This is a genomic window from Streptomyces sp. JLYT201 (genome assembly GCF_059448825.1).
Map to the genome: position 1 here is coordinate 4,420,564 of NZ_CM182551.1, position 24,268 is coordinate 4,444,831.

At 69.7% G+C, this 24,268-nt stretch carries 16 protein-coding genes and 3 rRNA genes; 4 read left to right on the forward strand and 15 right to left on the reverse strand.

What is annotated here, in order from left to right:
- Positions 1-6: 6 nt before the first annotated feature.
- The 4 genes from AC5WAM_RS18050 to AC5WAM_RS18065 all read right to left on the reverse strand — a co-directional run bounded on the left by AC5WAM_RS18050 (position 7) and on the right by AC5WAM_RS18065 (position 5,892).
- Positions 7-663: an HAD family hydrolase gene (locus AC5WAM_RS18050; protein WP_495523153.1), complete on the reverse strand. Its 657-nt coding sequence runs from the start codon at positions 661-663 to the stop codon at positions 7-9.
- Positions 664-725: 62 nt separating this feature from the next.
- Positions 726-842 (reverse strand): 5S ribosomal RNA (gene rrf, locus AC5WAM_RS18055).
- An 89-nt stretch (positions 843-931) separates the two neighbouring features.
- A 23S ribosomal RNA gene (locus tag AC5WAM_RS18060) occupies positions 932-4,054 on the reverse strand.
- A 312-nt stretch (positions 4,055-4,366) separates the two neighbouring features.
- Positions 4,367-5,892, reverse strand: a 16S ribosomal RNA gene (locus AC5WAM_RS18065).
- The 16S, 23S and 5S rRNA genes sit together here, the layout of an rRNA operon.
- Before the next feature lie 870 nt (positions 5,893-6,762).
- On the opposite strand from AC5WAM_RS18065, the gene trpS reads away from it, so the two are divergent.
- On the forward strand, positions 6,763-7,800 hold the full coding sequence (trpS, locus tag AC5WAM_RS18070; protein WP_495523154.1) for a tryptophan--tRNA ligase: 1,038 nt from the start codon (positions 6,763-6,765) through the stop codon (positions 7,798-7,800).
- Here trpS and AC5WAM_RS18075 read toward each other — a convergent pair.
- The gene (locus AC5WAM_RS18075) at positions 7,728-8,726 is read right to left on the reverse strand and encodes a GlxA family transcriptional regulator (RefSeq protein WP_495523605.1); all 999 of its coding nucleotides are present in this window, start codon (positions 8,724-8,726) and stop codon (positions 7,728-7,730) included. The genes trpS and AC5WAM_RS18075 overlap by 73 nt on opposite strands.
- A 161-nt stretch (positions 8,727-8,887) precedes the next feature.
- Here AC5WAM_RS18075 and AC5WAM_RS18080 point away from each other — a divergent pair, with 161 nt between their 5' ends.
- On the forward strand, positions 8,888-9,505 hold the full coding sequence (locus tag AC5WAM_RS18080) for a cysteine hydrolase family protein (protein WP_366796288.1): 618 nt from the start codon (positions 8,888-8,890) through the stop codon (positions 9,503-9,505).
- A 93-nt stretch (positions 9,506-9,598) separates the two neighbouring features.
- On the opposite strand, the gene proC is transcribed toward AC5WAM_RS18080, so the two are convergent.
- The 4 genes from proC to AC5WAM_RS18100 all read right to left on the reverse strand — a co-directional run bounded on the left by proC (position 9,599) and on the right by AC5WAM_RS18100 (position 13,108).
- On the reverse strand, positions 9,599-10,426 hold the full coding sequence (proC, locus tag AC5WAM_RS18085; RefSeq protein ID WP_366796289.1) for a pyrroline-5-carboxylate reductase: 828 nt from the start codon (positions 10,424-10,426) through the stop codon (positions 9,599-9,601).
- Positions 10,427-10,527: 101 nt separating this feature from the next.
- On the reverse strand, positions 10,528-11,265 hold the full coding sequence (locus AC5WAM_RS18090; RefSeq protein WP_138961146.1) for an ABC transporter permease: 738 nt from the start codon (positions 11,263-11,265) through the stop codon (positions 10,528-10,530).
- 256 nt (positions 11,266-11,521) lie between these two features.
- Positions 11,522-12,370, reverse strand: a complete 849-nt coding sequence (locus AC5WAM_RS18095) for an ABC transporter ATP-binding protein (protein ID WP_495523155.1) — start codon at positions 12,368-12,370, stop codon at positions 11,522-11,524.
- A 231-nt stretch (positions 12,371-12,601) separates the two neighbouring features.
- Positions 12,602-13,108: an EamA/RhaT family transporter gene (locus AC5WAM_RS18100; RefSeq protein WP_495523156.1), complete on the reverse strand. Its 507-nt coding sequence runs from the start codon at positions 13,106-13,108 to the stop codon at positions 12,602-12,604.
- Between the two features lie 172 nt (positions 13,109-13,280).
- Here AC5WAM_RS18100 and AC5WAM_RS18105 point away from each other — a divergent pair, with 172 nt between their 5' ends.
- Positions 13,281-15,512: a protein kinase domain-containing protein gene (locus tag AC5WAM_RS18105; RefSeq protein WP_495523157.1), complete on the forward strand. Its 2,232-nt coding sequence runs from the start codon at positions 13,281-13,283 to the stop codon at positions 15,510-15,512.
- Positions 15,513-15,658: 146 nt separating this feature from the next.
- Here AC5WAM_RS18105 and AC5WAM_RS18110 read toward each other — a convergent pair whose 3' ends face one another.
- The 5 genes from AC5WAM_RS18110 to AC5WAM_RS18130 form a co-directional block, all read right to left on the reverse strand.
- The gene (locus AC5WAM_RS18110; protein WP_171075826.1) at positions 15,659-15,976 is read right to left on the reverse strand and encodes an SH3 domain-containing protein; all 318 of its coding nucleotides are present in this window, start codon (positions 15,974-15,976) and stop codon (positions 15,659-15,661) included.
- A 162-nt stretch (positions 15,977-16,138) separates the two neighbouring features.
- Positions 16,139-17,992, reverse strand: coding sequence for a dihydroxy-acid dehydratase (ilvD, locus tag AC5WAM_RS18115; protein WP_366794203.1), 1,854 nt, complete (start codon positions 17,990-17,992; stop codon positions 16,139-16,141).
- Between the two features lie 251 nt (positions 17,993-18,243).
- Entirely contained in the window at positions 18,244-18,876 is a 633-nt protein-coding gene (locus AC5WAM_RS18120) for a TetR/AcrR family transcriptional regulator (protein WP_138961141.1), read from the reverse strand.
- The gene (locus tag AC5WAM_RS18125; RefSeq protein WP_366794204.1) at positions 18,873-19,697 is read right to left on the reverse strand and encodes a sugar phosphate isomerase/epimerase family protein; all 825 of its coding nucleotides are present in this window, start codon (positions 19,695-19,697) and stop codon (positions 18,873-18,875) included. The genes AC5WAM_RS18120 and AC5WAM_RS18125 overlap by 4 nt, the downstream gene beginning before the upstream one ends.
- 636 nt (positions 19,698-20,333) lie before the next feature.
- A complete protein-coding gene (locus tag AC5WAM_RS18130; protein WP_366794205.1) occupies positions 20,334-21,266 on the reverse strand; it encodes a Ppx/GppA family phosphatase in 933 nt (310 codons plus the stop codon).
- Positions 21,267-21,562: 296 nt separating this feature from the next.
- On the opposite strand from AC5WAM_RS18130, the gene AC5WAM_RS18135 reads away from it, so the two are divergent.
- The gene (locus tag AC5WAM_RS18135) at positions 21,563-22,357 is read left to right on the forward strand and encodes a DUF3109 family protein (protein WP_495523606.1); all 795 of its coding nucleotides are present in this window, start codon (positions 21,563-21,565) and stop codon (positions 22,355-22,357) included.
- Positions 22,358-22,366: 9 nt separating this feature from the next.
- Here the strand turns inward: AC5WAM_RS18135 and AC5WAM_RS18140 are convergent, their stop codons facing one another.
- On the reverse strand, positions 22,367-24,073 hold the full coding sequence (locus tag AC5WAM_RS18140) for a BACON domain-containing protein (RefSeq protein WP_495523158.1): 1,707 nt from the start codon (positions 24,071-24,073) through the stop codon (positions 22,367-22,369).
- Positions 24,074-24,268: the final 195 nt, after the last annotated feature.

Genomic DNA, 24,268 nt, shown 5'->3' on the forward strand with positions numbered 1-24,268 from the left:
GATAGATCACCCATCAACTTCGGTGAGAAGGCTGGTCAGCTCTCTCAGGTCCGCGAAGAGCCGGGTGGCTCCGGTCAGCCGCTCTGCCGGGGTCATGCCCGTGAAGCCGTAGACGTCCATCCCGGCCGCCCTCGCGGCCTGTACCCCGAGAGGGCTGTCCTCCACCACGACGCACCGCTCGGGCGCGACCCCCATCCGCTCGGCGGCGTACAGGAAGAGGTCCGGCGCCGGCTTGCCCCGCCCCACGTCCTGCGAGCTGAAGACGCGCTCCTTCCCGAACCACTTGTCGAGCCCGGTCTTCCGGTGCCCGACCCGAATGCGCTCATGGCTCCCGGAGGAAGCGAGACAGTAGGCGACTCCGTCGGCGGTCAGCTTCTCCAGCACTTCGAAGGCCCCGGCCATGGGTTCCAGTTCCCGTTCGAAGGCTGCGAAGACCTTGCTGTGGAAGATGTCGTCGAAGTCTTCCGGCAGCCGCTGCCCCGACCGCTGGAGAACGGTGTCGTGTACGCGGTGGAGCGCGGCGCCCATGTAGTCGCGCAGCGAGTCCTCGTAAGTGGTGGGGTGCCCGAGCTGGGTGAGATATCCGGCGAGGATCGTATTGGAGAGCGGTTCACTGTCCACCAGGACACCGTCGTTGTCGAAGATGACAAGGTCATAGCGCATGGTTCGACCCTAAACGCAGAAAACCCCCGTGCCGAATGGCACGGGGGTCTCCTTCACAATTTGTTCGGCGGCGTCCTACTCTCCCACAGGGTCCCCCCTGCAGTACCATCGGCGCTGTAAGGCTTAGCTTCCGGGTTCGGAATGTAACCGGGCGTTTCCCTCACGCTATGACCACCGAAACACTATGAAACTGTGAACTACCGCACCACACCCTACGGGCATGGGGTTGTTCGTGGTTTCAGAACCAACACAGTGAACGCGAGCAACTGAGGACAAGCCCTCGGCCTATTAGTACCAGTCAACTCCACCCGTTACCAGGCTTCCATATCTGGCCTATCAACCCAGTCGTCTACTGGGAGCCTTACCCCATCAAGTGGGTGGGAATACTCATCTCGAAGCAGGCTTCCCGCTTAGATGCTTTCAGCGGTTATCCCTCCCGAACGTAGCCAACCAGCCATGCCCTTGGCAGAACAACTGGCACACCAGAGGTTCGTCCGTCCCGGTCCTCTCGTACTAGGGACAGCCCTTCTCAATATTCCTACGCGCACAGCGGATAGGGACCGAACTGTCTCACGACGTTCTAAACCCAGCTCGCGTACCGCTTTAATGGGCGAACAGCCCAACCCTTGGGACCGACTCCAGCCCCAGGATGCGACGAGCCGACATCGAGGTGCCAAACCATCCCGTCGATATGGACTCTTGGGGAAGATCAGCCTGTTATCCCCGGGGTACCTTTTATCCGTTGAGCGACGGCGCTTCCACAAGCCACCGCCGGATCACTAGTCCCGACTTTCGTCCCTGCTCGACCCGTCAGTCTCACAGTCAAGCTCCCTTGTGCACTTACACTCAACACCTGATTACCAACCAGGCTGAGGGAACCTTTGGGCGCCTCCGTTACCCTTTGGGAGGCAACCGCCCCAGTTAAACTACCCATCAGACACTGTCCCTGATCCGGATCACGGACCCAGGTTAGACATCCAGCACGACCAGAGTGGTATTTCAACGGCGACTCCCCCGATACTGGCGTACCGGGTTCACAGTCTCCCACCTATCCTACACAAGCCGAACCGAACACCAATATCAAACTGTAGTAAAGGTCCCGGGGTCTTTCCGTCCTGCTGCGCGAAACGAGCATCTTTACTCGTAGTGCAATTTCACCGGGCCTATGGTTGAGACAGTCGAGAAGTCGTTACGCCATTCGTGCAGGTCGGAACTTACCCGACAAGGAATTTCGCTACCTTAGGATGGTTATAGTTACCACCGCCGTTTACTGGCGCTTAAGTTCTCAGCTTCGCCACCCCGAAGAGTGACTAACCGGTCCCCTTAACGTTCCAGCACCGGGCAGGCGTCAGTCCGTATACATCGCCTTACGGCTTCGCACGGACCTGTGTTTTTAGTAAACAGTCGCTTCTCGCTGGTCTCTGCGGCCACCCCCAGCTCTGGCAGCAAGTGCCGTCACCGGGTGTGGCCCCCCTTCTCCCGAAGTTACGGGGGCATTTTGCCGAGTTCCTTAACCATAGTTCACCCGAACGCCTCGGTATTCTCTACCTGACCACCTGAGTCGGTTTAGGGTACGGGCCGCCATGAAACTCGCTAGAGGCTTTTCTCGACAGCATAGGATCATCCACTTCACCACAATCGGCTCGGCATCAGGTCTCAGACTTAATGTCAGGCGGATTTGCCTACCTGACGTCCTACACCCTTACCCCGGGACAACCACCGCCCGGGCTGGACTACCTTCCTGCGTCACCCCATCGCTTACCTACTACCACCTTGGATCGGCGGCTCCACCACTCCCCTTTGCCCGAAGGCTCCAGGGCGGCTTCACGGCCTTAGCATTAATGGGCTCGATATTGGGCGTTTCAAAGCGGGTACCGGAATATCAACCGGTTATCCATCGACTACGCCTGTCGGCCTCGCCTTAGGTCCCGACTTACCCTGGGCAGATCAGCTTGACCCAGGAACCCTTAGTCAATCGGCGCACACGTTTCTCACGTATGTATCGCTACTCATGCCTGCATTCTCACTCGTGAACCGTCCACCACTGCCTTCCGGCGCAGCTTCACCCGGCACACGACGCTCCCCTACCCATCCCAGCGGGCGTTGGCCCTCATGCTGGAATGACACGACTTCGGCGGTACGCTTGAGCCCCGCTACATTGTCGGCGCGGAATCACTAGACCAGTGAGCTATTACGCACTCTTTCAAGGGTGGCTGCTTCTAAGCCAACCTCCTGGTTGTCTCTGCGACTCCACATCCTTTCCCACTTAGCGTACGCTTAGGGGCCTTAGTCGATGCTCTGGGCTGTTTCCCTCTCGACCATGGAGCTTATCCCCCACAGTCTCACTGCCGCGCTCTCACTTACCGGCATTCGGAGTTTGGCTAAGGTCAGTAACCCGGTAGGGCCCATCGCCTATCCAGTGCTCTACCTCCGGCAAGAAACACACGACGCTGCACCTAAATGCATTTCGGGGAGAACCAGCTATCACGGAGTTTGATTGGCCTTTCACCCCTAACCACAGGTCATCCCCCAGGTTTTCAACCCTGGTGGGTTCGGCCCTCCACGAAGTCTTACCTCCGCTTCAGCCTGCCCATGGCTAGATCACTCCGCTTCGGGTCTTGGGCGCGCTACTGGGTCGCCCTATTCGGACTCGCTTTCGCTACGGCTTCCCCACACGGGTTAACCTCGCAACACACCGCAAACTCGCAGGCTCATTCTTCAAAAGGCACGCAGTCACGACGCAAGGAGCAAGCTCCTTGCGCGACGCTCCCACGGCTTGTAGGCACACGGTTTCAGGTACTATTTCACTCCGCTCCCGCGGTACTTTTCACCATTCCCTCACGGTACTATCCGCTATCGGTCACCAGGGAATATTTAGGCTTAACGGGTGGTCCCGCCAGATTCACACGGGATTTCTCGGGCCCCGTGCTACTTGGGTGTCTCTCAAACGAGCCGCTGACGTTTCGACTACGGGGGTCTTACCCTCTACGCCGGACCTTTCGCATGTCCTTCGCCTACATCAACGGTTTCTGACTCGTCTCACAGCCGGCAGACTGTGAAAGAGAGATCCCACAACCCCCCAAGCGCAACCCCTGCCGGGTCTCACACGCTTGAGGTTTGGCCTCATCCAGTTTCGCTCGCCACTACTCCCGGAATCACGGTTGTTTTCTCTTCCTGCGGGTACTGAGATGTTTCACTTCCCCGCGTTCCCTCCACACCGCCTATATATTCAGCGGTGGGTGACAGCCCATGACGACTGCCGGGTTTCCCCATTCGGAAACCCCCGGATCAAAGCCTGGTTGACGACTCCCCGGGGACTATCGTGGCCTCCCACGTCCTTCATCGGTTCCTGGTGCCAAGGCATCCACCGTGCGCCCTTAAAAACTTGGCCACAGATGCTCGCGTTCACTGTGCAGTTCTCAAACAACGACCAACCACCCGTCACAACCCGCCGAAGCAGATCTTTACCGGGGTCGGCATTGAGGTTCGGAAAGCAAGTTCCGTACCCTCAGATACCCAACAGCGTGCCCGACACCCTCGCCCCTCCTCGTTCCGTTCCACGCCGAAGCAGTACTGGGAAGAGAAGCAGGTCAAGTGTGCCGAGTAGTCAACGTTCCACCCATGAGCAACCAGCATCAGACATTCGCTGATGTACTGGCCTCTGGACTGTCAGCCAGGCTGGCAGCCAAGAAGTGCTCCTTAGAAAGGAGGTGATCCAGCCGCACCTTCCGGTACGGCTACCTTGTTACGACTTCGTCCCAATCGCCAGTCCCACCTTCGACAGCTCCCTCCCACAAGGGGTTGGGCCACCGGCTTCGGGTGTTACCGACTTTCGTGACGTGACGGGCGGTGTGTACAAGGCCCGGGAACGTATTCACCGCAGCAATGCTGATCTGCGATTACTAGCGACTCCGACTTCATGGGGTCGAGTTGCAGACCCCAATCCGAACTGAGACCGGCTTTTTGAGATTCGCTCCACCTCGCGGTATCGCAGCTCATTGTACCGGCCATTGTAGCACGTGTGCAGCCCAAGACATAAGGGGCATGATGACTTGACGTCGTCCCCACCTTCCTCCGAGTTGACCCCGGCGGTCTCCCGTGAGTCCCCAGCACCACAAGGGCCTGCTGGCAACACGGGACAAGGGTTGCGCTCGTTGCGGGACTTAACCCAACATCTCACGACACGAGCTGACGACAGCCATGCACCACCTGTACACCGACCACAAGGGGGCGACCATCTCTGGCCGTTTCCGGTGTATGTCAAGCCTTGGTAAGGTTCTTCGCGTTGCGTCGAATTAAGCCACATGCTCCGCCGCTTGTGCGGGCCCCCGTCAATTCCTTTGAGTTTTAGCCTTGCGGCCGTACTCCCCAGGCGGGGCACTTAATGCGTTAGCTGCGGCACGGACGACGTGGAATGTCGCCCACACCTAGTGCCCACCGTTTACGGCGTGGACTACCAGGGTATCTAATCCTGTTCGCTCCCCACGCTTTCGCTCCTCAGCGTCAGTATCGGCCCAGAGATCCGCCTTCGCCACCGGTGTTCCTCCTGATATCTGCGCATTTCACCGCTACACCAGGAATTCCGATCTCCCCTACCGAACTCTAGCCTGCCCGTATCGACTGCAGACCCGGGGTTAAGCCCCGGGCTTTCACAACCGACGTGACAAGCCGCCTACGAGCTCTTTACGCCCAATAATTCCGGACAACGCTCGCGCCCTACGTATTACCGCGGCTGCTGGCACGTAGTTAGCCGGCGCTTCTTCTGCAGGTACCGTCACTTTCGCTTCTTCCCTGCTGAAAGAGGTTTACAACCCGAAGGCCGTCATCCCTCACGCGGCGTCGCTGCATCAGGCTTTCGCCCATTGTGCAATATTCCCCACTGCTGCCTCCCGTAGGAGTCTGGGCCGTGTCTCAGTCCCAGTGTGGCCGGTCGCCCTCTCAGGCCGGCTACCCGTCGTCGCCTTGGTGAGCCGTTACCTCACCAACTAGCTGATAGGCCGCGGGCTCATCCTGCACCGCCGGAGCTTTCCACACGAAGATCATGCGATCCCGTGTCATATCCGGTATTAGACCCCGTTTCCAGGGCTTGTCCCAGAGTGCAGGGCAGATTGCCCACGTGTTACTCACCCGTTCGCCACTAATCCACCCCGAAGGGCTTCATCGTTCGACTTGCATGTGTTAAGCACGCCGCCAGCGTTCGTCCTGAGCCAGGATCAAACTCTCCGTGAATGTGTACCCGTAATCGGGTGCAACACCACGAGAGCGGAACAACCAGGAGGAATAATCCCGGTCGTTCACAGCGTCCTCGCTGTGCGCCTCCCACACATCGGCGGGAGGACTTTTTCAAAGGAACCTCGCCGCCGGAACTGATGTCCGGCAGACGGGGTATCAACATATCTGGCGTTGACTTTTGGCACGCTGTTGAGTTCTCAAGGAACGGACGCTTCCTTTGTACTCACCCTCTCGGGCTTTCCTCCGGGCGCTTCCCTTCGGTATTTCGTGTTTCCGACTCTATCAGATCTTTCCGGCTTCCCGGTCCGTTCCGATTTCCTCGGTGCTTTCCGGCCTCTCGGCCTTCCGGCGGTGTCGACTCTATCAGATCCTTTCGGGCCCGATTCCCAGTCAACTTGGGCTGTCTTCCCGGCTGTTGGGCCGTTCCGACGAGTGAGACTTTAGCGGAATCTCGGCTCCCGACCTAATCGGGGGCGTTCCTTCGAACACCGATTCCTCATTTCGCAAAAGCACATGGAAACGAGCCGACGACGGACCCTTCGCGAACACGAAGAGGCTGCGCGTCGATCATTTGATGGTTCTTGCGGAATGGCCGCCCGGGGACCGACCTGGGGTCGGCGCTCACGTCGGGCAACTCGGAGAACACTACGTTCCGGGTCTGGGGGTGTCAACTCTGGGCCCCGGGGCGCTACGGTGGAGCCGTGACTACGCACGCGTGCACCCAACTGTGGTGGGCCGCCTGACGGCGGCCGTACTCACGCGTGTACTCAACGGCCGCCGCCTCGGCGGCCGTTCGCGTATCTCCCTCCGGAGGACCTGAGCCCGGCCGCCGCGGCGACGGCCCCGTTCTGGAGGTGGAGAGCAGTCATGACGCGGATCTTCAGTGGGGTCAAGCCCACCGGACACCTGACGCTGGGGAACTATCTGGGAGCCGTCCGGCGCTGGGCCGAAGTGGATCAGTACCGCGCGGAGGCGTTGTTCTGCGTGGTGGATCTGCACGCGCTGACCGTGGAACACGATCCCGGCCGGGTGCGCAGGCTCAGTCGGCAGGCGGCGACGCTGCTGCTCGCCGCGGGGATCGACCCCGAGCGGTGCACCGTCTTCGTACAGAGCCACGTGGACGAGCACGCACGGCTCTCGTATCTGCTCGAGTGCGTCGCGACCGACGGCGAGATGCGCCGGATGATCCAGTACAAGGAGAAGGCGGCCGTCGAACGGGCCCGGGGCGGGAGCGTGCGCCTGTCGCTCCTTACGTATCCCGTGCTGATGGCGGCGGACATCCTGGCGTACGGGGCCCATGAGGTGCCGGTGGGGGACGACCAGACGCAGCACGTCGAGCTGACGCGGGATCTCGCGGTGCGGTTCAACCAGCGGTACGGGCACGCGTTCGTCGTGCCGCGGGCGACGCCGCCGCAGGTGGCGGCGCGGGTCATGGACCTCCAGGACCCGACGTCGAAGATGGGCAAGTCCCACGAGTCCGGCGCCGGCATCGTCTATCTGCTGGACGAGCCGGACGTGGTGCGGAAGAAGGTCATGCGCGCCGTGACGGACAGCGGCAGCGGGGTCGCGTACGACCGCGAGGCCCGGCCGGGGGTGGCGAACCTGCTGGAGATCCTGGCCTCCTGCACGGGTGGGAGCCCGGAGGAGCTGAGCGGCGCGTACGAGTCGTACGGGACGTTGAAGAAGGACACCGCGGACGCGGTGGTGGAACTGCTGCGGCCGGTGCGGGAGCGGCACAAGGAACTGGTTGCGGACACGGCGTATGTAGAGGAGGTGCTGCGGGCCGGGGCGGAGCGGGCCAGGGGGATGGCACGGCCGACGGTCGATGCCGCCTATCGGGCGATCGGGCTGCTGCCCCCCGCGGCCGAGGTGCCCGCGGCGGTGCCGGTGAACGAGGCGCGGTAGGCGCGTGGGCTGGTGGCGAGGCGCGATGCGAAGTGCTGCCGCATCGTGACCTCGCTGCCGAAGCCCGCGCGGCGGGCGACCTCGGGCATGGGCAGGTCGGTGCGTTCCAGGAGCTTCTGCGCGGCGGCGACGCGTTGGTCGAGGAGCCAGCGCAGGGGGGTGGTGCCGGTCGCCGCGGTGAAGTGGCGGGCGAAGGAGCGCGCCGACATGCCCGCCCGAGCGGCCAGGTCGGCGACGGTGAGCGGCTCGTGGAGGTGACGCAGGGCGTACTCGCGGACGGCGGCCAGGGCGTCGGCGTCGCGGTCGGCGCGGGGGGTGGGGTGCTCGATGAACTGCGCCTGACCGCCGGTGCGGAAGGGGGCGGTGACCATCGAGCGGGCGATCGTCGCGGCGGTCTCGGAGCCGTGTGCCCTGCGGACCAGGTGCAGGCACAGGTCGATTCCGGCGGCGGTGCCCGCGGCGGTCCAGATGTTGCCGTCCTCGATGAAGAGAGCGTCGGGCACGACGTCGACAAGGGGGTGATGGGCGCGCAGCAGCTCGACGAGGTGCCAGTGGGTGATGGCCCGGCGGCCGTCGAGCAGGCCCGCCTGGGCGAGCGTGAAGGCGCCGCCGCAGAGGGCCGCGACGGGGATGCCGCGGGCGTGGGCGCGGCGCAGGGCTTCGAGGATCGGAGGTGGTGCGGGGGTCAGGTGGTCGTCGAGGCCGGGGACGACGATCAGGTCGTGCTCGGTCAGGCGGGTCAGCCAGGTGAGGGTGCGGTCGGGGGTGAGGCTGAGGCCGCCGCGCATGGGGACGGGCCCGGCTTCGGCGGCGACGCGGCGGAGGTCGAAGGGGGGTACGCCGCGATCGCTGCGGTCGGCGCCCCAGACCTCGGTGATCACGGAGACGTCGAAGGCGCGGATGCCGGGAAACGCGAGCAGGGCGATGCGCTGCGGGGTGCCGCGCTGGGGGCGCGGGGACGCCGGGGGCGTAGGCGCCGGGGTGGCGGGTGGCGGCTCGGCGGCGGTGGGCACGCTGGCAGTAAACCATCGATCGGTGGCTTCTGTACCTCTGGGGCGGCGGGCTCCGGAGCGGCAGCATCGAGGGCATGGAGATCGCAGAGAACGCAGCACTGATCGTGGTGGACGTACAGCGGGGCTTCGAGGAGGTGGAGTACTGGGGACAGCGGAACAATCCGGAGGCGGACGCCAACATCGCCGCGCTGATCGGGGCCTGGCAGGAGACGGGGCGGCCGGTCGTGTTCGTACGGCACGACTCGGCGAAGCCGGACTCGCCGCTGCGGCCGGGGTACGCGGGCAACGACTTCAAGGAGTACGTCGAGGAGCGGCGGGGGAAGGGGACCGGTGGTGAGCTCCTGGTGACGAAGAGCGTGAACTCGGCCTTCTACGGGACGCCGGATCTGGACGCCTGGCTCAGGGCGGCGGGGATCTCGCAGTTCGTGGTGACCGGGATCCAGACCAACATGTGCGCGGAGACGACGGCGCGGATGGGCGGGAACCTCGGGTACGACGTGCTGTTCGCGCTGGACGCGACCCACACCTTCGACCTGGAGGGGCCCTTCGGCTGGCGGCTCGGGGCGGAGGAGATCGCGCGGGCGACGGCGGTGTCCCTGCACGGGGGCGGGTTCGCGGAAGTGGTGACGACGGAGAACCTGATTGCCGGAGTATCCGGCCCGGCCGGGGTCTCCAGCCCGGCCGGCGTTTGAGGACGAGGCCGAAGGCCGATGGCGGGCGGGCCCGGGGGGCATCCCCCGGACCCGGGGCCGGGGCCGGGCGCCCGGCGGGAGAGGGCCCGACTGTCAGCCGCTGCCGGAGGCAAGCTCGCGGCTGCGGTCGCGGGCGGCCTCAAGGGCGGCGATGAGCGCGGCGCGTACCCCGTGGTTCTCCAGCTCGCGGATGGCGTTGATCGTGGTGCCGGCGGGCGAGGTCACGGCCTCGCGGAGCTTCACCGGGTGCTCGCCGCTGTCGCGGAGCATCACGGCGGCGCCGATCGCGGCCTGCACGATCAGGTCGTGGGCCTTGTCGCGGGGCAGGCCGAGGAGGATGCCCGCGTCGGTCATGGCCTCGACCAGGAAGTAGAAGTACGCGGGACCGGAGCCGGACAGGGCCGTGCAGGCGTCCTGCTGGGTCTCGGGGACGCGGAGGGTCTTGCCGACGGCGCCGAAGATGTTCTCGGCGTGGGTGAGGTGTCCGGCGGTGGCGTGGGTGCCGCCCGAGATGACGGACATGCCCTCGTCGACGAGGACGGGGGTGTTGGGCATGACGCGGATGACGGGGGTGCCGGTGGTCAGGCGCTCCTCGATGAAGGAGGTGGTGATGCCGGCGGCGGCGCTGATGACGAGGCGGTCGGCGGCGACGTGGGGGGCGAGTTCGTCGAGCAGCCTGGCCATGTCCTGCGGCTTGCAGGCGAGGATCAGGGTGTCGGCGCGCTTGGCGGCCTCGGCGTTGGTGAGGGCCTCGACGCCGTAGCGGGTGCGGAGCTCCTCGGCGCGCTCCTGGCGGCGGGTGGTGACCAGGAGCTCCGCGGGCGCCCAGCCACTGCGGATCATGCCGCTGAGCAGGGCTTCGCCGATCTTTCCGGTGCCGAGGACCGCGACGGTCTGGCTCGGCTTGCGCGTCTGGCTCATGTGCGAGGGCCTCTCCCGGGGTGCGTCGTCCGGGTCATCCTCGCATCGGGCGGGGTGGGGCGCGGCGGGGCGTCCGGTGGGCGGACGGTCGCGGTCCGTGGTCAGGCCGTGCGGCGGCGCAGGGTGGCGGCGCCCAGGGCGAGGACGAGGACGGCGCAGGCGGCGACGATGACGGCGTCGCGGACGAAGGTGCCGGTGATGTCGGGGTGGCGCAGGACCTCGTTCATGCCGTCGACGGCGTACGACATGGGCAGGGCGTCGGAGAGGGCTTCGAGGACGGGCTGCATCTTGTCGCGGGGCGTGAACAGGCCGCAGAGGAGGAGCTGGGGGAAGATCACCGCCGGCATGAACTGGACGGCCTGGAACTCGGAGGCGGCGAAGGCCGAGACGAACAGGCCGAGCGCGGTGCCGAGCAGGGCGTCCAGGAGGGCGACCAGGAGCAGCAGCCAGGCGGAGCCGGTGACGTCGAGGCCGAGGCCCCACAGGGCGAGGCCGGTGGCGAGGGCGGACTGGATGATCGCCAGGGTGCCGAAGGCGAGGGCGTAGCCCGCGATCAGGTCGCCTTTGGCGAGGGGCATGGCGAGGAGGCGTTCCAGGGTGCCGGAGGTGCGTTCGCGCAGGGTGGCGATGGAGGTCACCAGGAACATCGTGATGAGCGGGAAGATCCCGAGCAGGGAGGCGCCGATGGAGTCGAAGGTGCGGGGGCTGCCGTCGAAGACGTAGCGCAGGAGCAGCAGCATCACGCAGGGGACGAGGACGAGCAGCGCGATGGAGCGCGGGTCGTGGCGGAGCTGACGCAGGACGCGGGCGGCGGTGGCGAGGGTGCGATGGATGTTCATCGTGGTCTCCGGTGGTGCCTGGGTCGGTGATGTGCGGGGTGGCTGGGGCCGCGGGCTTTTGGGGTGGTCGGGGGCCTTTGGGCTGCCGGGAGCTCCTGAGGCAGCAGGAGGGCCAGGGGCATCAGGGGCACTCAGGGTGCTGCCGGGGCAGGCGGGGAGCACCGGGCGTTTGGGGTGGCTGGGGCTCCTGGGCGCCGAGGGCTCATGAGGTGTGCCGGGGCTCCTGGGGCCGCCGGGGGGGCTTCTGGGGTGGGGGTCAGGGGAGCTGTGGCTCCCGGGTGTCGTGGGCTTGGGCTGCGGTGGGTTCGTCGGGGGTCCGCGCGGCGTTCGCCTTGTCGACGAGGTGGAGGAAGGCCTCCTCGACGGTGCCGGTGCCGGTGCGTTCGCGCAGGGCGTCGGGGGTGTCGTCGGCGAGGATCTCGCCCTCGCGCATGAGGAGCAGGCGGTGGCAGCGTTCCGCCTCGTCCATGACGTGGGAGGAGACGAGGATCGTGGTGCCGCGCTCGTCGGAGAGGGTGTGGAAGAGGTTCCACAGGTCGCGGCGGAGGACGGGGTCGAGGCCGACGGTGGGCTCGTCGAGGACGAGGAGTTCGGGGGCGCCGAGGAGGGCGACCGCGAGGGAGACGCGGTTGCGCTGCCCGCCGGAGAGGTTGCCCGCCAGGGCGTCGGCGTGGCTGGTGAGGTCCACGTCGGCGATGGCGCGGGTGACGTCCTCGCGGCGGCGGGCGGCGGCGGGGCCGCGGCCCGGGGTGAGGACGGCGGCGAAGTACTCCAGGTTCTGGCGGACGGTGAGGTCCTCGTAGACGGAGGGGTCCTGGGTGACGTAGCCGATGCGGGAGCGCAGGGCGGGGGTGCCCGCGGGGTGGTCCAGGACGTCCAGGGTGCCGGTGACCTTGGCCTGGGTGCCGACGACGGCGCGCATCAGCGTGGACTTGCCGCAGCCGGAGGGGCCGAGCAGGCCGGTGATCTGGCCGCGCGGGACGGTGAAGGTCAGGTCGCGCAGGACGGTGCGGTGGCCGCGGACCGCCTTGAGGGCGTGGGCGTGGACGGCGGCCGGGGCGGTGGCGCGGGCCGGGGCGCGGGGCGGGGTCGCAATATTCATCATGCGATGAATATTGCTCCTGGGGGCCCCTCTCGTCAAGGTGTCGGCCGGGGGTGCGCCCTCGCGAGTGGGCCCTCGCGGGTGCGCCCCAGGCCCGCCCCTACCCGAAACCAGGGGGCTCCGCCCCCGGACCCCCCGCTATCGGCGCTCCGCGCCTCGTCCTCAAACGCCGGACGGGCTGGACGGCTGCCACGTGCGGCAGCCGTCCAGCCCGTCCGGGGGTGGGGTCGGTCGTTACTTCTGGCGGCGCTTGCGCTTGGCGGGGTTGCCCGCCCGGCGCTTCGTACGGCGCTCGTACTGGTCGCGCGCCGTCTCGTACTCCTCGCGATGCAGCCGCTCGCCCGGGGCCTCCTTCAGGGAGCGGAAGAAGTAGGCGAGGAGGGAGCCGATGAAGCCGATGGTCATCAGGCTGCGCATGGACGCCACCGACTGCGGGTCGTGGCGCTTGGAGAACCCGTCCCACGTGCGCCGGAACGCGATCGCGCTGCAGATGGCGAACATGACCACGACCAGCACGTTCACGAAGGCGCCCACGTCCGCGATCTCCAGGCCCTGGTACGCGAAGCGCAGCACCAGGCAGCCCGCGGCCGCCGCCACCAGGGAGCCGGCCGCGACGCCGACGCGGCGCGCGGCGTAGCCGTCGGTGTGCTCCAGCCACGTCGTACCGAAGAAGCGGATGGGCTCGGGGCGGGGGCCCGCCGGAGTGCCCTCGGTCTGTTCGGTACGTCGTTCGTCGCTCACGCCCTCGATTATCGCCCGGCGGCCCATCCCCGTGCCGCGGCGGCGCGAGCGGTCGGGAGCGGTCGGGAGCGGGGCCAAGGGCGGGCCGCCTTGCCCCACCTCCGGGACCGGCCGCTAATTTGTGCGGGCAGGCAGTTGTACGGGGGACGACCGGTACCGGGAGGTCGAAGAGGTGTCGCTCCGCTCAGGGGACCCTGAGGAGATCGGTGGCTATCCACTGGAGTCGCGGCTCGGCTCCGGTGGCATGGGCACGGTCTTCCTCGCGCGTACGGCGTCGGGGCGGCCGGTCGCGATCAAGCTGATCCACCAGCAGTTCGCGGGCGACGAGGAGTTCCGCATCCGGTTCCGGCAGGAGGTCTCCGCGGCCCGCCGGGTCAGCGGCGCGTTCACCGCGGCCGTGGTCGACGCCGATCCCGAGGCAGAGCAGCCGTGGATGGCCACCGCGTACATAGAGGGCCCCACGCTCGCCCAGCGCATCGCCCAGCGCGGTCCCATCGTCGGCATGGAGCTGCGTACGCTCGCCATCGGGCTCGCGGAGGCGCTGCGGGACATCCACCGCGCCGACGTGGTGCACCGCGATCTGAAGCCGTCGAACGTCGTGCTGTCCGCCGAGGGGCCGCGGGTCATCGACTTCGGCATCTCGCGCGCCGCCGACCAGCAGACGCTGACGATGACGGGGCGGGTCATCGGCACTCCCCCGTTCATGTCGCCGGAGCAGCTCCAGACGCCGCGCGGTGTCGGCCCTTCGTCGGACGTCTTCTCGCTCGGCACGCTGCTGGTGTACGCGGCGACGGGGCAGGGGCCGTTCGACGCGGACAGCCCGTACATGACCGCGTACCAAGTCGTGCACGAGGCTCCGACCCTCGACGACGTCCCGGGCGCGCTGCGTACGGCCGTCGAGCCCTGCCTCGCCAAGGACCCCGCCGTCCGGCCCACCATCGACGAGCTGCTCGTCCGGCTGCGGGACCTGCCGGTGGACCTCGGGACGGCGGCCGGGGACGGCGGAAGCCGCACGCGGGACACGGACACGCAGCACCATCTGTCGGACACCTCGGGCGCCGCGAGCGCCGCTGACGGCCCGGGCGCCTCCGACGGCTCGGGTGCCGTGCCCGCGCGTGGTCTCGGCGGGCGGCTGCGCCGCCGCTGGCGGCCCGTGCTCGCCGCCGTGGTGGGCGTCGCCGTGATCGCCGGCTGTGTCGCGCTGCTCAGGCCGGGCGCGGACGGCCCCCGGGGCGAGGGTCCCGACGACAGCGGACGCACCATGGCGGTGGTCGGTTCGCCGCTCCCCCACGGCTTCAAGGCCTGGCGGCAGACGGTGCCGCCGGGCGGGGCGAAGCTCACGGACGAGCTGCGCTGCGTGCCGCGGGGCGACTCGGCGTACTGCGGGGGCGGCGGTGTCATCGCCACCCGGATCCGCGTCGCCGACGGCCACCGGATGTGGACGGCGCACCACCCGGGCGTCCCCATGCAGAACACGTATCTGGTCGGCGTGTCCGGGAACACGGTCCTCGGCTACCGGCTGCTCCCCGACAACTCGGGCCCCGGCGAGGTCGTGGCCCTCGACGCGGCCCGGGGCAAGGAGCTGTGGTCGGCCCGGTTCGGCAGCAAGTCGATGGCCGTGACGGGCCGTTCCGCCGACGCCGAGGTGATCGGCTCCACCGTGGTCATGCTCAACGCGGCCCGTACCCACGTCGAGGGCCGCGCGGTCCGCTCCGGGAAGGTGCTGTGGAGGACCCCGGTCCCGGCGGGCGCCGTCTGCGCGCCGCTCACCGCCGGAGGCGGGGCCCACGTGATGTGCGCTCCCGCCGCCGAGGTGGAGGCCACCGCGATCCGGCACGCCACGGTGCGCGGCCTCGATCCCGCGTCCGGGGCCTTCGGCAGGCCCGTCGCCCTCCGGGGGCCGCTCCAGGTGCTCGGCGCGCACGACGGACGGCTCGTCCTGGCCAAGGAGCGGGTGGGCGAGATCGGCGTCGTCGAGTACGAGGCGGTCGTCCGCGTGGACGTGGCGCGGGGCAAGGCCACGACGGCCCGGCTGCCGAAGCGCTACGGCGGCTCCCCGAGCCTGGCCGCCGGGACGGTGTACTTCACCGAGCAGAACGGCGAGGTCAGCGCGGTCGACGCGGTGACCGGCAAGCTTCGGTGGACCCGGCAGGCGGGCGTGGAGGGGGCGTCAGGTCCGGTCGCCGGGCCCGGGGCGCTGTACTTCAGCTCGGCCAGCGGCCGCGTCGCCGCGCTCGCGCCGCGCGACGGCAGGCGCCTGTGGACGGCTGACCCCAAGGCCAACGGTTCCGCGGCGGTGGGCATGAGCCCGCGCGTCGCCCTCGCGGGCCGCGCGGCGATCGTGACCGGGGCCGGGAACCTGGTGTACGCGTTCGACACGGCGAAGCCGCCGAAGTCCGGGTGAACCCCGGGCCCGGCGGCCCCTCGTAGCGGAAGCGGAAGCGGCACCGGCCGGCGGCACCGGGCCCGGTCGCCGACGTCGGTCAGCGGCCTCAGGCCCGGTCAGCAGCCCCGGGCCCGGCGGCGGCACAGCTCGGCGTGCGGCGCCCGTCAGCAGCGCGGCGCCACGTAGCCGTTGCTGCCCGTGCGCACATAGGTGTCGGAGACATAGCGTCCGCTGCCGATGCGGTCCCAGATCTTCGACGTCCCGGTGGGGCCGGTCACCGTCTCGCCGGGCTTCTGGCAGCCGATGGTGACGAAGGTGCCCGCGGAGAGGCGGCCGACCTTGTCGTAGGCGGTGCCGGGGCCCGAGCGGACGTTGACGTCCTCGACGATCGCGTACCGCCGGGCCGTCGCCGCCTCTATCGTCAGTGCCGCCCCGTCCGCCACATCCGCGGTCGCGGGCATCGTCAGTTCTTCGCTGCTCATGGTGATCCCCCGTGTGTCCCCGTGTTCCACGTGAAACGGGCGGCGCGGGCCGCCCATGGCATGTACTCCACACCATAGACGCGCCCGCGCGCCACGCCAGTTGCAGGACAAACAGGGACAGTCGGCCCGTGAACGGCGGGCCGGATCCGCCGCGGCGGGGCGTCAGCCCAGCCGCGACACGTCGCGCACCGCGCCCTTGTCCGCGCTCGTCGCCATCGCCGCGTACGCCCGCAGGGCCGCGGAGACCTTGCGCTCGCGGGACTTGGGCGCGTACGTGCCGCCGAGGGCCGCGCGGCGGCGGGCCAGCTCGGCGTCGTCGACCAGGAGCTCGATCGAGCGGCCCGGGATGTCGATGCGGATGCGGTCGCCGTCCTCGACGAGGGCGATGGTGCCGCCGGACGCGGCCTCCGGCGACGCGTGGCCGATGGACAGGCCCGACGTACCGCCGGAGAAGCGGCCGTCGGTGACCAGGGCACAGGCCTTGCCGAGGCCGCGGCCCTTGAGGAAGGAGGTGGGGTAGAGCATCTCCTGCATGCCGGGGCCGCCCTTGGGGCCCTCGTAGCGGATGACGACGACGTCGCCCTCCTTGACCTGCTTGTTCAGGATCTTCTCCACGGCCTCCTCCTGCGACTCGCAGACGACGGCCGGGCCCTCGAAGGTCCAGATGGACTCGTCGACGCCCGCGGTCTTCACGACGGCGCCGTCGACGGCCAGGTTCCCCTTGAGGACGGCGAGGCCGCCGTCCTGGGAGTAGGCGTGGGCGACGTCGCGGATGCAGCCGTTCGCGGCGTCCGTGTCGAGGGTCTCCCAGCGCTCGGACTGCGAGAAGGCCTCGGCGGAGCGCTTGCAGCCGGGGGCCGCGTGCCACAGCTCCAGGGCCTCGGGGGCCGCGGAGCCGCCGCGCACGTCCCAGGCGTCGAGCCACTGCTTGATGGAGGGCGAGTGGACCGTGTGCACGTCCTCGTTGAGAAGGCCGCCGCGGTACAGCTCGCCGAGGATCGCGGGGATGCCGCCCGCGCGGTGCACGTCCTCCATGTAGTACGTGCCTTGCGGCGCCACGTTCGGGGCGACCTTCGCCAGGCAGGGGACGCGGCGCGAGACGGCGTCGATGTCGGTCAGGTCGTAGCCGACCTCGGCCTCCTGGGCGGCGGCCAGGAGGTGCAGGATCGTGTTGGTGGAGCCGCCCATGGCGATGTCGAGGGCCATGGCGTTCTCGAAGGCGGCGTGGGTCGCGATGTTGCGCGGCAGGACGGAGGCGTCGTCCCCGTCGTAGTAGCGCTTGGTGATCTCGACGACCGTCGCGCCCGCCCGCTCGTACAGGGCCCTGCGGGCGGTGTGGGTGGCGAGCACCGAGCCGTTGCCCGGCAGGGACAGGCCGATGGCCTCGGTCAGGCAGTTCATCGAGTTGGCCGTGAACATGCCGGAACAGGAGCCGCAGGTCGGGCAGGCGTTCTCCTCGATGCGGAGGATGTCCTCGTCGGAGACGTTCTCGTTCGAGGCGTCGACCATCGCGTCGATCAGGTCGAGCTTGCGGACGGTGCCGTTGACCAGGGTGGCCTTGCCCGCCTCCATGGGGCCGCCGGAGACGAAGACCGTCGGGATGTTCAGGCGCAGGGCGGCCATCAGCATGCCGGGCGTGATCTTGTCGCAGTTCGAGATGCAGATCAGGGCGTCGGCGCAGTGGGCCTCCACCATGTACTCGACGGAGTCGGCGATCAGGTCGCGGGAGGGCAGGCTGTAGAGCATGCCCCCGTGGCCCATCGCGATGCCGTCGTCCACGGCGATCGTGTTGAACTCTCGCGGGATGCCGCCCGCCTCCCGGACGGCCTCGCTGACGATGCGGCCGACCGGCGCCAGGTGGGTGTGGCCGGGCACGAACTCGGTGAAGGAGTTGGCGACGGCGATGATCGGCTTGCGGCCGATGTCCGCGCCCGGTACCCCGGAGGCCCGCATCAGGGCGCGGGCGCCCGCCATGTTGCGTCCGTGGGTGACTGTGCGGGACCTCAGCTCGGGCATCGTCGCTCGCTCCTTCAGGGGCAGATCTCGATACGGCCATCGATACAGCTGTCGATACGACTGCCGGTACAGCTCTCGGTGCAGCTGTCGGTACAGCTCTCGACACGGCCGAGCGTACGCCGATGATCCAAGATCCGGACAGGGTGTCCGGATGGCGGGACGACCGTCTCACGCTCCCCGCCGCGGATCCGCGGCGGAGCTACGGCGGAACTACGGCAAATCCGCGGCGGACACGCGGCGGATCCGAGCCGTCAGGCGGGTCCCGGGAAGCCCGTCAGATGCCCCTGGACCACCGGTGCCACCCGCGCCACCAGCTCCTCCAGGTCCGCCGATGCCAGCGGCTCCACCTGGATGACGTAGCGGAGCATCGCGACGCCCACGAGCTGGGCCGCCGCCAGTTCGGCGCGCAGCTCCGCGTCGGGCAGGTCGAGGGTGCCGGCGATGCGGGACAGGAGCTGGGTGGAGACCAGGCGGCGGAAGACCGCGGCGGCCGTCTCGTTGTTGACTGCCGAGCGGACGATCGCGAGCAGCGGCGTGCGGGTGGCCGGGTCCTCCCAGACACCGAGGACGAAGCGGGTCAGACGCTCGCCCACCGCGTCGAGCGGGCCGTCCTGGATCGCTGCCGGGGCCTGGAGCGCGGGCGCGAAGGAGACCTCGACGGCCGCCGCGAAGAGCTGCTCCTTCGTGCCGAAGTAGTGGTGCACGAGGGCGGAGTCGACGCCCGCCGCCTTGGCGATGGCGCGTACGGAGGTCTTCTCGTAGCCGTGCGCGGAGAACTGGTCGCGGGCCGCGTCCAGGATCGTCTCGCGGGTGGCGGGCCCGCGCTCGGTCTGGGTGCGCGAGGGGCGGCCCCGGCGCCGGGGCGCGGCGGCGCTCGCCGTCACGGGCGCGGCACCTTCGCCGACGACGCCAGGTGCAGCCGGGTGAAGGCCAGGGCCTCGGCGAGGTCGGCCTCGCGCTCGGCGCTGGACATGGCGCGGCGGGTGTTGACCTCGATGACCACGTGGCCGTCGAAGCCGGAGGTGGCGAGGCGCTCCAGGAGCGCGGCGCAGGGCTGGGTGCCGCGGCCGGGCACGAGGTGCTCGTCCTTCGCGGAGCCCCGGCCGTCGGCGAGGTGGACGTGGCCGAGCCGGTCGCCCATGCGGTCGACCATCTGCAGGGCGTCCGTACGGGCGGTGGCGGTGTGGCTGAGGTCTATCGTGAAGTGGCGGTAGTCGTCCTTGGTGACGTCCCAGTCGGGGGCGTACGCGAGCATCTCGCGGTCACGGTAGCGCCAGGGGTACATGTTCTCCACGGCGAAGCGCACGTCCGTCTCCTCGGCCATCCGCCAGATCCCCTGGACGAAGTCCCGGGCGTAGCCGCGCTGCCAGCGGAAGGGCGGATGCACGACGACCGTCGACGCGTCCAGCTTCTCGGCGGCGGCCCGGGCCCGCTGGAGCTTCACCCAGGGGTCGGTGGACCAGACGCGCTGGGTGATCAGGAGGCAGGGCGCGTGCACCGCGAGGATGGGGATCCGGTGGTAGTCGCTGAGGCGGCGCAGGGCTTCGATGTCCTGGCTGACGGGATCGGTCCACACCATGACCTCGACGCCGTCGTAGCCGAGGCGCGCCGCGATCTCGAAGGCCGTCGCCGTCGACTCCGGATAGACCGAGGCGGTCGACAGGGCGACCTTCGCGTCCGGGATGCGCACGACTGGTTCCACCACGGGGAACAGCGTACGGGGCCCTGCGAGGGAGCGGGGAGGTGGTGTCCGGCCCCGGCCCCGCCCCGGGCCCAGGGGCCGCCGCCCCCGCCCTTCCTCGGCGCTCTGGACGGGCCGGATGCTCCCTGCGGCGCCGTCGCCGCCGCCCAGCGCGCTGACGCGCTCGTCCTCAAACGCCGGACGGGCTGGATGTTCTCCGAACGGGCTGGATGTTCTCTGCGGCGCTGTTGCCGTTCATCGCGCTGGCGCGCTCGTCCTCAAACGCCGGACGGGCTGAGGGGGGCGGCCGGTGGGCGCTGGAACTTGTCTGCGGGTGGCCCCGCCGGAGGGCATCTGTGAGGCGCCGCGCCGGTTCTGGGCTGCGGGCCCGTAGCGGGCGCGCCGGATACCGGCTGCGGGCTGCGGGCCGCCGCGTCGGATCCCGGTACGGGCCCGCACCGCGCCCCGGGACGCCCCCGCACAGGGCGTCCGACCTGCACAGGACGTCCGGCCTGCACAGGACATCCGGCCGCAACCGGCGACCACCTCAGCCCGTCCGGCGTTTGAGGACGAGGCGCGGAGCGCCGATAAGGGCGGGGGCACGGGGGCGGCAGCCCCCGGTTCGGGAAGGGGCGGGTCTGGGGCGCCACCCGCGAGGAATCAGCGCGCGGGCATGTGGTCCAGCCGCCGCAGGATCACACCCTCCCGCAGGGCCCAGGGGCAGATCTCCACGGACTCGACCCCGAAGAGATCCATCGCGCCCTCCGCGACCAGCGCACCCGCGAGCAACTGCCCGGCCCGCCCCTCGGACACCCCGGGAAGCTCGGACCGCTCCCCCGCGGTCATCGCGGCCAGCTGCGGAACCCAGTCCTCCAGAGACTTCCGCTTCAGCTCGCGCTGCACGTAGAGCCCCTCCGTGGACCGCGCCGCACCGCCCAGCCTGGCGAGCTGCTTGAAGGTCTTGGAGGTGGCCACGACGTGGTCGGGACTGCCGAGGCGGCTGAACTCCCCCACGGTCCGCGCGATCTGCGCCCGCACGTGCCGCCGCAGGGCCCGGACGTCCTCCGGCTCCGGCGGGTCCTCCGGCAGCCACGCGGCGGTGAGCCGCCCGGCACCGAGCGGCAGGCTGACCGCGGCGTCGGGCTCCTCGTCCATGCCGTACGCGATCTCCAGGGAGCCGCCGCCGATGTCGAGGACGAGCAGCTTGCCCGCGGACCAGCCGAACCAGCGGCGGACGGCGAGGAAGGTGAGCCGGGCCTCCTCCTCGCCGGTGAGGACCTGGAGGTCGACGCCGGTCTCGGCGCGCACGCGGGCGAGGACGTCGTCGGCGTTGGTGGCCTCGCGGACGGCGGAGGTCGCGAACGGCAGCAGGTCCTCGACGCCCTTGTCCTCGGCGGCCTGGAGGGCGTCACGCACCGTGGCGATGAGCTGATCGACGCCTTCGGGGCCGATCGCGCCCGCCGGGTCGAGCAGTTGGGCAAGGCGCAGGTCGGCCTTGTGGGAGTGCGCGGGCAGCGGTCGTGCGCCGGGGTGGGCGTCCACCACCAGCAGATGCACCGTGTTCGAACCCACGTCGAGGACACCGAGTCTCATATACGGAACGCTACTGCGCTCGCGGCTTTCGCTGGTCCCGGGGCGGGTGTGAGCACGCATACCCTGGAGGCGTGCCAAAGACGAAAAAGGCGAAGGCCGACAAAACGAAGTCCGCGCGCTCATCGGAGCCCTCGGACCTGTCGGCGCCGCTCGTGCGCGGCGGCGCGGACGGCAAGACGAGCGAGGCAGACAGGGCAGACGGGGCGGCCGGGGAAGCGAAGGGCGAGAAGGCCGCCAAGGCGGGCAAGAAGGGCAAGGCCGGTAAGGCCGGTAAGGCAGGCCGCGCCGACAAGGCCGTGCGGAAGCTCCGCAGGGCGGCCGACGGCGCCGTGCCCGCCGACGACGAGAAGGGCCTCGACTTCCCCCGGGCCTGGGTGGAGTTCCCCGATCCGGCGGACGAGGAGCAGGTCTTCCGCTGCGACCTGACCTGGCTGACGTCCCGCTGGACCTGCGTCTTCGGCAGCGGCTGCCAGGGCATCCAGGCGGGCCGCGCCGACGACGGCTGCTGCACGCTCGGCGCGCACTTCTCCGACGAGGACGACGAGAAGCGGGTCGCCACCTTCGTGGAGCGGCTGACGCCCGACATCTGGCAGCACCACGACGTGGGCCGGGAGACCGGCTGGGTGTCGCAGGACGAGGACGGCGAGCGCCAGACGCGGCCGTACAACGGCTCGTGCATCTTCCAGAACCGCCCCGGCTTCGCGGGCGGCGCGGGCTGCTCGCTGCACATCCTGGCGCTCAAGGAGGGCCGGGAGCCGCTGGAGACCAAGCCGGACGTGTGCTGGCAGCTGCCGGTGCGGCGGACCTACGACTGGATCGAGCGGCCGGACGACACCAAGGTGCTCCAGGTGTCCATCGGCGAGTACGACCGCAGGGGCTGGGGACCGGGCGGCCACGACCTGCACTGGTGGTGCACCTCGGCGACCTCGGCGCACGGGGCGGGCGATCCCGTGTACGTCTCCTACCGGCCGGAGCTGATCGAGCTGATGGGCAAGGCGGGCTACGACCGGCTCGTGGAGCTGTGCGAGGCGCGCCTCGCCTCGCAGCTGCCGCTGCTGGCTCCGCATCCGGCCGACCCGCCGCGCGCCTAGAGGGACCGCTCAGCCCGGGCTGCCGCCGTCGCTCGGCGGGGGCGTGGAGCCGGGGTCCGAGGGGCTCGGCGTGGGGTCGGTGGGCGCCGGGTCCGTGGGGGTCGGGTCGGGGTCGGGCGGGGTCGGGGTCGGGTCGCCGTCCCCGCTGGGGGTGGGTGTCGGGTCCGGGTCGGCGGGGCCCGGGCGGGTCGGCGTCGGGCGGGGGCCGGGGCGGCTGGGCCGGGAAGTGCCGTACCCCTCGATGGAGATGACGGCTCCCGAGGGTGCGATCGTGACGCGCGCGCTCCAGTGGCCGGGCGGCTCGCGGTCGTCGTCGACGTACACCCGGATGGTGAACGAATCGCCCGGCGCGAGCGTTCCCGACGCGTGGCTCAGGAGGAGCCAGGGCGCTCCGGTGCTCGCGGACCAGCGCACCGGCGAACTCCCGGACGCGGTCAGCGTGATGAGGGTGACGCCGCCGTTGGACCGGGCCTGGACGCCGATGCGGCCCGCGCCCGGTGCGGCGGGGGCTCCGGGGCTGATGACCTCCACGGAGACGCCGGGGCCGCCGCGCCCGCCGGCGAAGCGGGGGTCGGGGGTGGTCCTGGCGTTGCCCGCGTTCTCGTAGCTGTCGCGGCCGCGGGAGCCGTCGCGGCCGCCGTCGTCGGCCTCGGAGGCGCTGGACGCGCGGCCGTCGGTGCCCTCGCCGGTGAGGGGGGCGCCCCGGTAGGCGGCCCACAGGGCGAGGACGGGGGCGGCCACGACGGTGGCGACGACCGTGGTCGTGACGGCACGCGCGCGAAAGCGCTCCCGGCGGGCCGCGTGGTCCTTGGGGTCCATGGGGAAGCCGCGCCGGTCGAAGCGGGGCCCGCCGCGGTTCCTGCGGGGGGCGCGCGGGGCGTGGGCCATGGCGTGGTGCAGGGCCGCGCGCGGGGCTTCGATCAGGGGCAGCGCGGCCGGGGTGACGGCCGTGCCGGGCCAGGCTCCGGTGCCGGCGCGCTCGGCGGTGCGGCGGCAGCGCGGACAGTCGTCGACGTGCCGGACGAGCTCGCGGCGCAGGGCGGTGCCGAGGAGGACCTGGTTGTCACCGGTGAGGCGGGCGACGATGGGGCAGGTGCCGGTCTCGACGACGGCGAGCGCGGCGCGGGTGCGCTCCACCTCGCAGGCGGCGGACGCGAGCAGTTCGCGCGCCGCCGTGAGGTCAAGGCCGAGGACGGCGGCGACCTCCTTGGGCGCGAGCTGGTGGCGGACGGCGAGCTCCAGGGCCTCGCGCTGCTCGGGCGTCGTACCGGCGGCCTCGGGCCAGGCCAGCTGGGCGAGCTCACGGCGGCGGGCGCGCTCGGCCTCGTCCGCGGGCGGCGCCTCCGGGGCGTGCGGGGGCGCGGGCGGGGTCTTGCCCGCCCCGGCCGCGTGCGCTCCTTGGCGGCCGCCCTTGCGGGCCTCGGCGAGGGCGCGCAGACACATCCAGCGGGCGAGCGCGTACAGCCACGCGCGCGTGTCGCCGTCCGGCCGGGCCCCGCGGCGCTCGGCGAGCGCGAGGGCGTCGCCGAGGGCGATGGTGGCGGTGTCGTGGTCGCAGAGGACGGACAGGCAGTACGTGAACAGGCCGTCCAGGAACGGTTCGTAGGGCGCGGCGGGCGCCTGCGGGACCGTGCGGGGCACCACGCGGCTGCGGGGGCCCGCGTAGGCACGGTGCGCGCCGGTGGTGTGCGTGGGGACTTCCGGACTGCTGCTCATCACCCGTGCGAAGTTAGGCGCATGATGCCGGGGGCTTCCTCCCCCTTGAGCACATTTAATCCTTACGGGTGAACAGATCCCTCAAAAGGGGACAGGAAGCCACGATTCCGTTGTCTGTTCGAGCCATGCCGCCTCGGAGGGGCCTGATTGTGGGCCCTGGCGGGCCGGGGTGGCCCCCGGTGGCGTGGCCTGGCG